The organism is Paenibacillus sp. (assembly GCF_035645235.1).
GTDB lineage: Bacteria > Bacillota > Bacilli > Paenibacillales > YIM-B00363 > Paenibacillus_AE.
The window spans coordinates 1-10,400 of sequence record NZ_DASQMZ010000032.1 but is presented as its reverse complement, the minus strand read 5'-3'; the positions used below and the strand labels follow the sequence as shown (position 1 = coordinate 10,400).

General features: G+C 56.7%; 19 protein-coding genes. All 19 read left to right on the top strand.

Translation table 11 applies throughout. The features are described 5' to 3' along the window. Window positions 1-366 (top strand): 30S ribosomal protein S8 (gene rpsH / locus VEZ38_RS03240; RefSeq protein ID WP_324891913.1); only part of this gene is annotated, 366 nt, incomplete at its 5' end. 34 nt (window positions 367-400) lie between these two features. Next, window positions 401-943 carry a 50S ribosomal protein L6 gene (gene rplF, locus VEZ38_RS03235; protein WP_324891911.1) on the top strand — a complete coding sequence of 181 codons (543 nt, stop codon included), beginning with the start codon at window positions 401-403 and terminating at the stop codon, window positions 941-943. A gap of 57 nt (window positions 944-1,000) precedes the next feature. Further along, window positions 1,001-1,366 (top strand): 50S ribosomal protein L18, encoded by a 366-nt coding sequence (gene rplR / locus VEZ38_RS03230; protein WP_324891910.1) that lies wholly within the window; start codon window positions 1,001-1,003, stop codon window positions 1,364-1,366. 24 nt (window positions 1,367-1,390) lie between these two features. Then, complete coding sequence (rpsE, locus tag VEZ38_RS03225; protein WP_324891908.1) at window positions 1,391-1,891, top strand: 30S ribosomal protein S5; 501 nt, start codon at window positions 1,391-1,393, stop codon at window positions 1,889-1,891. 16 nt (window positions 1,892-1,907) lie between these two features. Then, window positions 1,908-2,090 carry a 50S ribosomal protein L30 gene (gene rpmD / locus VEZ38_RS03220; protein WP_238392727.1) on the top strand — a complete coding sequence of 61 codons (183 nt, stop codon included), beginning with the start codon at window positions 1,908-1,910 and terminating at the stop codon, window positions 2,088-2,090. A gap of 66 nt (window positions 2,091-2,156) precedes the next feature. Continuing rightward, window positions 2,157-2,597, top strand: a complete 441-nt coding sequence (gene rplO / locus VEZ38_RS03215) for a 50S ribosomal protein L15 (RefSeq protein ID WP_138198228.1) — start codon at window positions 2,157-2,159, stop codon at window positions 2,595-2,597. Next, window positions 2,597-3,898, top strand: coding sequence for a preprotein translocase subunit SecY (gene secY, locus VEZ38_RS03210; protein ID WP_324891905.1), 1,302 nt, complete (start codon window positions 2,597-2,599; stop codon window positions 3,896-3,898). The genes rplO and secY overlap by 1 nt, the downstream gene beginning before the upstream one ends. 18 nt (window positions 3,899-3,916) lie before the next feature. Then, the gene (locus VEZ38_RS03205; protein WP_324891903.1) at window positions 3,917-4,567 is read left to right on the top strand and encodes an adenylate kinase; all 651 of its coding nucleotides are present in this window, start codon (window positions 3,917-3,919) and stop codon (window positions 4,565-4,567) included. Beyond that, complete coding sequence (gene map / locus VEZ38_RS03200) at window positions 4,568-5,317, top strand: type I methionyl aminopeptidase (RefSeq protein WP_324891901.1); 750 nt, start codon at window positions 4,568-4,570, stop codon at window positions 5,315-5,317. It begins immediately after the preceding gene. A 10-nt stretch (window positions 5,318-5,327) separates the two neighbouring features. Beyond that, window positions 5,328-5,651 (top strand): KOW domain-containing RNA-binding protein, encoded by a 324-nt coding sequence (locus VEZ38_RS03195; RefSeq protein WP_138198249.1) that lies wholly within the window; start codon window positions 5,328-5,330, stop codon window positions 5,649-5,651. Further along, a complete protein-coding gene (gene infA / locus VEZ38_RS03190; protein ID WP_015253312.1) occupies window positions 5,644-5,859 on the top strand; it encodes a translation initiation factor IF-1 in 216 nt (71 codons plus the stop codon). Before VEZ38_RS03195 ends, infA begins: the two co-directional genes overlap by 8 nt. A 36-nt stretch (window positions 5,860-5,895) precedes the next feature. Further along, window positions 5,896-6,009, top strand: a complete 114-nt coding sequence (gene rpmJ, locus VEZ38_RS03185; protein WP_003333770.1) for a 50S ribosomal protein L36 — start codon at window positions 5,896-5,898, stop codon at window positions 6,007-6,009. Window positions 6,010-6,031: 22 nt separating this feature from the next. Then, window positions 6,032-6,400 carry a 30S ribosomal protein S13 gene (gene rpsM, locus VEZ38_RS03180; RefSeq protein ID WP_324891895.1) on the top strand — a complete coding sequence of 123 codons (369 nt, stop codon included), beginning with the start codon at window positions 6,032-6,034 and terminating at the stop codon, window positions 6,398-6,400. A 19-nt stretch (window positions 6,401-6,419) separates the two neighbouring features. Then, the gene (gene rpsK, locus VEZ38_RS03175) at window positions 6,420-6,818 is read left to right on the top strand and encodes a 30S ribosomal protein S11 (RefSeq protein WP_138198233.1); all 399 of its coding nucleotides are present in this window, start codon (window positions 6,420-6,422) and stop codon (window positions 6,816-6,818) included. A gap of 124 nt (window positions 6,819-6,942) precedes the next feature. Further along, window positions 6,943-7,887: a DNA-directed RNA polymerase subunit alpha gene (locus VEZ38_RS03170; RefSeq protein ID WP_324891891.1), complete on the top strand. Its 945-nt coding sequence runs from the start codon at window positions 6,943-6,945 to the stop codon at window positions 7,885-7,887. Between the two features lie 71 nt (window positions 7,888-7,958). Then, window positions 7,959-8,333 (top strand): 50S ribosomal protein L17, encoded by a 375-nt coding sequence (rplQ, locus tag VEZ38_RS03165; RefSeq protein ID WP_242739291.1) that lies wholly within the window; start codon window positions 7,959-7,961, stop codon window positions 8,331-8,333. 92 nt (window positions 8,334-8,425) lie between these two features. Then, a complete protein-coding gene (gene truA, locus VEZ38_RS03160) occupies window positions 8,426-9,196 on the top strand; it encodes a tRNA pseudouridine(38-40) synthase TruA (RefSeq protein WP_324891887.1) in 771 nt (256 codons plus the stop codon). Window positions 9,197-9,434: 238 nt separating this feature from the next. Further along, window positions 9,435-9,872 (top strand): 50S ribosomal protein L13, encoded by a 438-nt coding sequence (gene rplM, locus VEZ38_RS03155; protein ID WP_324891885.1) that lies wholly within the window; start codon window positions 9,435-9,437, stop codon window positions 9,870-9,872. Window positions 9,873-9,890: 18 nt separating this feature from the next. Further along, window positions 9,891-10,283, top strand: a complete 393-nt coding sequence (rpsI, locus tag VEZ38_RS03150; RefSeq protein ID WP_324891883.1) for a 30S ribosomal protein S9 — start codon at window positions 9,891-9,893, stop codon at window positions 10,281-10,283. Window positions 10,284-10,400 lie beyond the last annotated feature (117 nt).

Genomic DNA, 10,400 nt, shown 5'->3' with positions numbered 1-10,400 from the left:
ACACGCATTCGCAACGCGAACACGGTCCGTCACGAGACGGTCGAAATCCCGGCATCCAAGATCAAGCGCGAAATCGCCGAAATCTTGAAGCAAGAGGGTTTCGTGCGCGACGCGGAATACGTTAACGACAACAAACAGGGGATCATCCGCCTGTTCTTGAAATACGGCCAGAATAACGAGCGCGTTATTACCGGTCTGAAGCGCATCAGCAAGCCGGGCCTTCGCGTCTACGCAAAGTCCAACGAGCTTCCTCGCGTCTTGGGCGGTTTGGGTATCGCGATCATCTCGACATCCAAAGGCTTGATGACGGATAAAGCGGCTCGTCAATCGAAGAGCGGCGGAGAAGTCGTCTGCTACGTGTGGTAATTCAGCAACACAAGAAACGGAGGTGCAACGCAAGATGTCCCGTATTGGACGCAAACCGATTGCGGTTCCGAACGGCGTAACGGTCACCCTCGACAACCGTACGATTACGGTGAAAGGGCCGAAAGGCACGCTGTCCCGCGAACTGCATAAAGATATGAAAATCAACGTGGCGGAAAACGAGATTCTCGTAGAACGCCCTTCCGATCACAAGCTGCATCGTTCCCTTCACGGCACGACGCGCAGCGTGATCGCGAACATGATCACTGGCGTAACGGACGGATACGCGAAGACGCTCGAGCTGGTAGGCGTAGGTTACCGCGCGAACAAGACAGGCGATAAGCTTGTCCTGAACGTAGGCTACTCCCACCCGGTCGAGATCGCTCCGGAAGGCGTGGAGTTCGAAGTTCCGGCGCAAAACCGGATTATCGTTCGCGGCATCGACAAGGAGCTTGTCGGCGCATACGCGGCGAAAGTACGCGCAGTACGCGAGCCTGAGCCGTACAAAGGCAAAGGGATCAAATACGAAGGCGAACGCATTATCCGCAAAGAGGGTAAAGCGGGCGGCAAGAAGAAGTAATAGCGTAAGCGCCGCGTAGCGGCAAGGAACAAGCATGAGAGGAGTGAAAGATAGCTCATGATTACGAAAGGCGATAAGAATAAAACTCGTAAAGTGCGCCATTTCCGCGTTCGGAAGAAAATCACCGGTACGGCGGAGCGCCCTAGACTGAACGTATTCCGCTCTTCGAAGCACATCTACGCGCAAATCATCGACGACGTGAAAGGCGTAACGCTCGCCGCAGCCTCGACGCTCGATAAGGATTTGGAAGGCGTAGGCAACGGAGGCAACGTGGAAGCCGCTCGCAAGGTCGGCGAAGCGATCGCGAAGAAGGCACAAGCGGCAGGTCTGAAGAACGTCGTATTCGATCGCGGCGGGTACTTGTACCACGGCCGGATCCAGGCGCTCGCGGACGCGGCTCGCGAAGCCGGATTGGATTTCTAATCTCACAAACAAGGAGGGTTATGCTTGCGCATTGATCCGAATACAGTAGGCGAATTGACGGAGAAAGTCGTTACGATCAACCGCGTCGCGAAAGTCGTTAAAGGCGGACGCCGGTTCAGCTTCAGCGCGCTGGTCGTCGTCGGCGACGGTCAAGGTCATGTCGGCGCCGGAATCGGCAAAGCGGCGGAAGTGCCGGACGCGATTCGCAAAGGCATCGAAGACGCGAAGAAAAATCTTATTAAACTCCCGCTCGTCGGCACGACGATCCCGCACCTCGTTGTGGGTAAGTTCGGCGCAGGCCAAGTGCTTCTGAAGCCCGCTTCCGAAGGTACCGGCGTGATCGCCGGCGGTCCGGTTCGCGCGGTGCTCGAGCTTGCAGGCGTCGGCGACATCCTGACGAAATCGCTTGGCTCGTCCAACTCGATGAACATGGTCAACGCTACGCTCGAAGGTCTTTCCCGCTTGAAGCGCGCCGAAGATGTGGCGAAGCTTCGCGGCAAGACGGTCGAGGAGCTACTACGATAACGAGGAGGGGACGTTCGTGGCGAAATTGCAAATCACCCTCAAGCGCAGCTTGATCGGTCGCCCGGAAGACCAACGCGTTACGGTCCGGACACTGGGCCTCCGCAAGATGCACCAGTCCGTCGTGCAGAACGACAATCCGGCCATTCGCGGAATGGTCAATAAAGTGATACACTTGGTAGATGTAAAAGAAGTGGAATAAAAAAGATTCCTCGTCGAAGAAATTCGAAGAGGTTGGGCAACGGAACTATACGAAGGAGGTGCGACGATGAAAATCCACGAACTGCAACCGGCACCGGGTTCGCGTCAAACGCGCAAGCGCGTTGGCCGCGGCGTCGGCAGCGGCATGGGCAAAACGTCGACGCGAGGTCACAAAGGTCAGAACGCACGTTCCGGCGGCGGCGTACGCCCTGGTTTCGAAGGCGGTCAGAACCCGTTGTACCGTCGATTGCCGAAGCGCGGTTTCAACAACCCGTTCCGCAAGGAGTACGCGATTGTGAACCTTGAGCAGCTGAACAACTTTGCAGACGGCACGGAAGTGACGCCGGAGATCTTGATCAACTCCGGTATCATCAAGAACCCGCTGGCCGGCATCAAAGTTCTCGGCGACGGCGAACTGACCGTGAAGCTTTCGGTGAAAGCCAACAAGTTCTCGAAATCTGCGGTTGAGAAAATTACCGCTGCGGGCGGCAATGCCGAGGTGATCTAATGCTGACGACGGTACAGAACATTTGGAAAGTCGCCGAGCTGCGGAACCGAATTTTATTCACGCTCGGGATCTTGATCATCTATCGGCTCGGGGCGTTCATCCCGGTGCCGAACATCAATCTCGATGCGTTGACGGCGGCTGACGTGCAGTCGCAGGGCGTGTTCGGCCTCATGAACACGTTCTCCGGCGGCGCGTTGTTCCAGTTTTCGATCTTTGCGATGGGGATCATGCCGTACATCACGGCTTCCATCATCGTGCAGCTGCTTTCTATGGACGTCGTCCCGCGTTTCACGCAGTGGGCGAAAGAAGGCGAAGTCGGCAGACGGAAACTCGCCCAGATTACGCGGTACGGTACGATTGTTCTTGGTCTGTTCCAGGCGTACAGCATGTCGATCGGCTTCAACAATCTGTTCCCGGGACTCGTCATCGACGTCAGCTTCGCGACATTTACGCTTATCGCGATCGTTCTGACGGCCGGTACGGCGTTCCTGATGTGGCTCGGCGAGCAGATTACCGAGAAGGGGATCGGCAACGGGATCTCGATCTTGATCTTCGCCGGGATCATCGCCGCGATTCCTACGATCATCCAGCAGATTTATCAGACCCTCTTCTTGAATGCGGCGGACAGCGCGCTGTTCCTCAACATTCTGAAGGTCGTCCTGATCGTGCTGGTCGTCGTAGCGATTATCGTCGGCGTCATTTTCGTCCAGCAGGGCATTCGGAAAATTCCGGTTCAATACGCGAAACGCGTCGTCGGCCGGAAGATGTACGGCGGACAGTCCACGCATATCCCGCTTAAGGTCAATGCGGCGGGCGTCATCCCGGTCATCTTCGCGCTGTCGCTGCTGCTGTTCCCTTACACGATCGCCAGCTTCTTCACGGGCAACGCGGTCGCGGATTGGATCATCGCGAATACGTACTACACGGCGCCGCTCGGCATGGTGTTGTACATCCTTCTTATTATCGGCTTCACCTTCTTCTACACGTTCGTGCAGATTAACCCGGTGCAGATGGCCGATAATATGAAGAAGAACGGCGGTTACATCCCAGGCATCCGTCCGGGGATCACGACGTCGAATTATTTGACGAAAGTCATCTCTCGCATCACGCTGTCCGGCGCCATCTTCCTCGCCCTCGTCTCGATCTTGCCGGTATTCTTCGGCAACCTGGCAGGGCTTCCGAATACGGTAACGGTCGGCGGAACGAGCTTGCTCATCGTCGTCGGCGTCGCGCTCGAGACGATGAAGCAAATCGAAAGCCAGTTGATCAAGCGCCACTACAAGGGCTTCATTAACCGGTAAGAGAAAAGAGGCGCGTCAATGAACTTGATTCTCATGGGCCCTCCCGGCGCGGGCAAGGGCACGCAGGCAGAAAGAATCGTCGCGGAATTTTCGATTCCGCACATCTCGACGGGCGACGCGTTCCGCGCCGCAATGAAGCAGGGTACGCCGCTCGGGGTGAAGGCGAAGGAATACGTCGATGCGGGCTTACTCGTACCGGACGAAGTGACGATCGGCATCGTGCGCGAGCGTCTGCAGCAAGACGATTGCAAAGCGGGCTTCATGCTCGACGGTTTCCCGCGAACGATCTCCCAGGCGGAGGCGCTCGACGAGATCTTGAAGTCGTTGGGAACCCAGATCGATCATGTCGTCAACTTGAAGGTCGATCGCAGCCTGCTTCTCGCTCGATTGACGGGCCGCCGGATCTGCCGCTCCTGCGGAGCGACGTATCACGAGCTCTTCAATCCGCCGGCGAAGGCCGGCGTGTGCGATAAGTGCGGCGGCGAGCTGTATCAGCGCTCCGACGACACGGAAGAGAAAGTCGGCACCCGCCTGGACGAATATACGAACAAGACGGCGCCGCTCCTCGCCTACTACGAAGCGAAAGGCTTGCTTCGGGAGTTGAACGGCGAGCGGGACATCGATGAAGTGACCGCGGAACTCCGCAGCCTGTTGCGAGGCCAGGACTGAATGATCGTTTGTAAGTCCCAGGCGGAACTCGAGGTACTGCGTGAAGCGGGGCGCATCGTGGCGGAGACCCACCGTTTGCTCGCTCAGGCGATCCGGCCGGGCGTGACGACGGCGGAGCTCGACGGCATCGCCGATCGGTATATCCGCAGCCAGAAGGCTGTGCCATCTTTCAAAGGCTATAACGACTTTCCTGGAAGCATCTGCGCTTCGGTGAACGAACAACTCGTGCACGGCATCCCGAGCAAGCAATGCGTGCTGCAAGACGGGGATATCATCTCCATCGACGTCGGCGCGAAGTTCGGCGGGTACCACGGCGATTCCGCCTGGACATACGCCGTCGGAACGATCTCCGATACGGCGGCGAAGCTGCTGCAAGTGACGGAAGCGTCGCTCTACGCGGGCCTCGCGGAAGCGAAACCGAACGCAAGGTTGTTCACCATCTCTCATGCGATACAGAAGGTTGTGGAAGACGCAGGCTTCTCGATCGTTCGGGAGTACGTCGGTCACGGCATCGGGACGGAATTGCACGAAGAACCGCAAATTCCGAACTATGGCATGCCGGATCGGGGGCCCCGGCTCAAACCGGGTATGACGCTAGCGATCGAACCGATGGTCAACGTCGGCGAACGGTACGTCAGAACGTTGTCGGACAATTGGACGGTCGTGACGGTGGACGGTTCGCTATGCGCGCACTTCGAGCATACGATCGCGATCACGGACGACGGGTACGAGATCCTGACGAAATGTTAATTAAGTGGTGATGCGCGTGGTTGCAACGAAGGAACCGAAGCTTGGGACGGTCGTGCGGACGCTTCGCGGCAGGGATCAAGAGCAGTACGCGGTCGTCGTCGGTTTCGTCGACAGCCGCACGGTCTTGATCGCGGACGGCGACAAGCGGAAATTCGACGCCCCCAAGAAGAAAAACGTGCTGCACCTCGAGATTACCGATTTCATCAGCTCGGAGGTTGCCAGCAGCATTCAAGAGACCGGCAGAGTCACGAACGGGAAGATCCGTTACGCGCTTCTGAAATTCGCGGAAGGCATGACGGCCGAAGAGAGCGGAAAGGAGACATCGAATGGCTAAGGAAGATGTGATTGAAGTCGAAGGCACGGTAATCGAACCGTTGCCGAACGCCATGTTTCGCGTCGAGTTGGAGAACGGGCATCAAATTCTTGCTCATGTTTCGGGTAAATTGCGCATGCACTTTATTCGAATCTTGACGGGAGACAAGGTCGTGATTCAACTTTCGCCGTACGATTTGACGAGAGGGCGAATTACGTACCGCAAATGATTCGCCTCCGTAACTAGGGATTAGGAGGGGTTCTCAGTGAAAGTAAGACCGTCGGTCAAACCAATTTGCGAAAAATGCAAAGTGATCCGTCGCAAAGGCAACGTGATGGTGATCTGCGAAAACCCGAAACATAAACAAAAACAAGGCTAAAAAGGAGGTGCGCGTCTAATCTATGGCACGTATAGCTGGTGTAGACTTGCCCCGCGACAAGCGCGTCGAAATTTCCCTGCAGTATATTTACGGCATCGGTAAAACGACGGCGCAACAAATTCTTGCCGCAACGGGCATCAACCCGAACACGCGGGTAAGAGACTTGACGGAAGACGAAGTCAGCCGTCTGCGCGACCAAATCGACAAGAACCTGAAGGTGGAAGGCGATCTTCGCCGCGAAGTCGCCCTGAACATCAAGCGCTTGATCGAGATCGGTTCCTATCGCGGTCTTCGTCATCGTCGCGGTTTGCCGGTTCGCGGTCAACGCACGAAGACGAACGCTCGTACGCGCAAAGGTCCTCGTCGGACTGTAGCCAACAAGAAGAAATAAGAAGGGGGGATAACGACCAATGGCAAAACCAGCCAAGAAGGCAGTGCGCACGAAACGCCGCGACCGGAAAAATATCGAGTCTGGCGTCGCGCACATTCGTTCCACGTTCAACAACACGATCGTTACGATCACGGACCCGCACGGCAATGCGATCTCCTGGGCAAGCTCCGGCGGCCTCGGCTTCAAGGGCTCCCGCAAGAGCACGCCGTTCGCCGCTCAGATGGCCGCGGAAACCGCTGCGAAAGCCGCGATGGAACACGGTTTGAAAAGCGTAGAAGTCATGGTCAAAGGACCGGGCGCAGGACGCGAAGCCGCGATCCGTTCGCTGCAAGCCGCAGGGCTTGAAGTGAATCTGATTAAAGACGTGACTCCGATCCCGCACAACGGTTGCCGTCCGCCGAAACGTCGTCGCGTATAATCAATGCTCACGTTTGTAGTATATTTATCCGATACATGGGAATAGTGGATGTGGAGGATAGGCATACTATGAAATTTCTCATTCTTGATTTGAGCTAAGCGACGTTTAAGGAGGGTATTGATCGATGATCGAAATCGAAAAGCCGAAGATCGAAACCGTACAAGTCAGTGAGGACGGCTCCTACGGCCGTTTCGTTGTAGAGCCGCTCGAGCGGGGCTACGGGACGACGCTCGGCAATTCGCTGCGCCGGATCCTGTTGTCGTCGCTGCCTGGGGCCGCGGTGACAAGCGTTCAAATCGACGGCGTGCTGCACGAATTCTCTACGGTACCGGGAGTCATGGAGGACGTAACAGAGATCATTCTCAACTTGAAGGGTCTCTCGCTCAAAATCCATTCGGACGAAGAGAAAGTGCTCGAGATCGACGCCGAGGGAGACGGCGTCGTGACGGCGGGAGACATTCGCGCCGACAGCGACGTTGAGATCTTGAACCCGGATCTTCACATCGCCACCTTGTCCTCCGACGCGCGGCTGCATATGCGCATTCATGCGCAGCGCGGACGCGGTTATCAGTCCGCGGACAAGAACAAGCGTGAGGATCAACCGATCGGCGTCATTCCGGTAGATTCGATCTATACGCCCATTACCCGCGTCAACTACAGTGTGGAAAATACCCGCGTCGGTCAAGTGACTAACTATGACAAGCTGACACTCGAAGTTTGGACTGATGGCAGTATCCGCCCTGAAGAAGCCGTAAGCTTGGGCGCGAAAATCTTGACGGAGCATCTGATGCTGTTCGTCGGGTTGACCGACGAAGCGAAAGACGCCGAGATCATGGTCGAAAAGGAAGAAGACAAAAAGGAAAAAGTACTCGAGATGACGATCGAAGAACTCGATCTCTCCGTACGCTCGTACAACTGCTTGAAGCGCGCCGGCATCAACACGGTGCAAGAGTTGATCACGAAGACGGAAGAAGATATGATGAAGGTCCGCAATCTCGGGCGCAAATCCTTGGAAGAAGTGCAGGAGAAGCTGGAAGAGCTCGGTCTCGGTCTCCGCAAGGAAGACTAAGAGCGGCCATTCTCGCCCTCCGCACGGAAAATACGAACGCAGAGATAACAGCGTAAGGGAGGGACATATCCATGACCGCATATCAAAAGTTGGGCCGCGATTCCAGCGCGCGCAAAGCGTTGTTCCGGGACTTGGTGACCGATTTGTTCATCTACGAACGGATTCAAACGACGGAAGCGAAAGCGAAGGAAATCCGCTCGATCGCAGAGAAGCTGATCACGCTCGCGAAGCGCGGAGATCTCCACGCTCGCCGTCAAGTGGCTGCTTTCGTACGCCGCGAAGAAGCGCAAGAAGGGAAAGACGCGATCCAGAAGCTCTTCTCCGATCTCGCGCCTCGTTACGCAGAGCGTCAAGGCGGGTACACGCGCATCCTGAAGTTGGGACCTCGCCGCGGCGACGCCGCTCCGATGGTTTATTTGGAATTGGTGGATCGCGCCGAAGCGTAAAGCTTATACACGAAGGAAGGGCGGTCGGAATCTCGGATTCCCCCTAGCCCTTTTTTTGTACGTATGATCCAATACGGCGGTGAAGGAAGCAGATGCGAAACATTCGCGCGACGATTTGTTACGACGGGACCGATTATCATGGGTTCCAAGTGCAGCCTGGCGTACCTTCGATCCAAGGCGCCTTGATCGAAGCGATCGCCTCCCTGACCGGGGAGACCGTAGCCGTCCACGGCTCGGGGCGAACGGATGCCGGCGTGCATGCGCGCGCGCAGGTCGTCAACTTCGAGACGTCTTCGCGGCTCCCGATCGATCGGTGGTGTCAGGCGCTCAACGCGAGGCTGCCGCGCGATATCGCCGTCTGGGCGGCCGAGGAAGCGCCGCCTTCGTTCCATGCGCGGAAATCATCGAAGCGGAAGACGTACTGTTACACGATTAACGGGAACCGATATCCGGACCCGATGCAACGCCGTACGGAATACCATCACCCGGGACCGCTCGACGTACCTGCGATGCGGGAGGCGATCCGCTGCTTGGAGGGGGAGCACGACTTCACGTCGTTCTGCTCCGTCCGCGCGGAGAGCGAGTCGAAGGTGCGAACCATCTACGAAGCGCGCCTCTTGCAAGCGGACGTAGAAGGCATGGAGACGGCGCCCGGCGTCGGACGCATACGATTGTTTTTCACCGGCAACGGGTTTCTATACAATATGGTGCGCATTATGGCCGGAACGCTGCTTGCGGTCGGCGAAGGGAAGCTCGGCGCAGCCGACATTCCCCGCATTCTGCAGGCGAAGGATCGCGCGTCTGCCGGTCCGACGGCCAAGCCGCACGGCTTATCGCTCTGGAGCGTTGACTACGAGATATGATGCGTGAAAATGCGACTTGCTAAACGCCAGGATATGTTGTAATATATTGTTTGGCTTTGCTTTGTCAGCTTTCCCACGGCCCCGGCAAGGCACTTCCATTAAAGCCAACCAATGCAACGCAAGTTATGCAACATTGCAACATCCGAATTCGAATATGGCTTTGCCTCACAACGGCAAATTGACACCATCATAGACCACAACTGCTTTGAAGCAATCACATGAATGGAGGATTTTCCTAATGCGGACTACGTATATGGCCAAGCCTAACGAAGTCGAGCGCAAGTGGCATCTCGTCGATGCAGACGGCAAGACGCTCGGTCGCTTGGCAAGTGAAGTCGCGAGCTTGATTCGCGGCAAGCATAAGCCGGAATTCACCCCTCACGTCGATACGGGCGACTTCGTCGTCGTCATCAACGCGGAGAAGGTTCAGCTCACGGGGAAGAAGTGGCAGCAGAAGAACTACTACCGTCATTCCGGTTACATGGGCGGTCTGAAGGTAACGCCGGCGCACGTTATGGTGCAGACGAAGCCGGAGCGCATGATCGAGATCGCGGTCAAGGGCATGCTGCCTAAGAACAAGCTCGGTGACAAGTTGTACACGAAGTTGAAAGTATACGCCGGCAGCGAGCATCCGCATGCGGCACAAAATCCGCAACCGTACGAATTACGCGGGTAATAGGAGGAGTTCGACAACATGGCACAGTTCCAATACTATGGCACAGGACGTCGGAAGCATTCCGTAGCTCGCGTACGCTTGGTACCGGGCGACGGCAACATCGTCATCAACTCGCGTCAGCTCGACGAGTACTTCGGTCTCGAGACGCTGAAGCTCATCGTGAAGCAACCGCTCGCGTTGACGGAAACCGTCGGTAAGTACGACGTTATCGTCTTGGCGCACGGCGGCGGCATCTCCGGTCAAGCCGGCGCGATCCGCCACGGCATCTCCCGCGCGCTGCTGAAGGCAGACCCGGAATTCCGCTCCCCGTTGAAGCGCGCAGGCTTCCTGACACGCGACCCGCGGATGAAGGAACGGAAGAAATACGGCTTGAAAGCCGCTCGTCGCGCTCCGCAGTTCTCGAAGCGCTAATCGAACGACGTCGAACGTCCCGGAAGTCGAACAGACTCCGGGACGTTTTTTGTTATTTACGGGATGGATTGACTTTCCAGTTAGGCGGCGTTAAACTGTAATCCAATACATAACAGA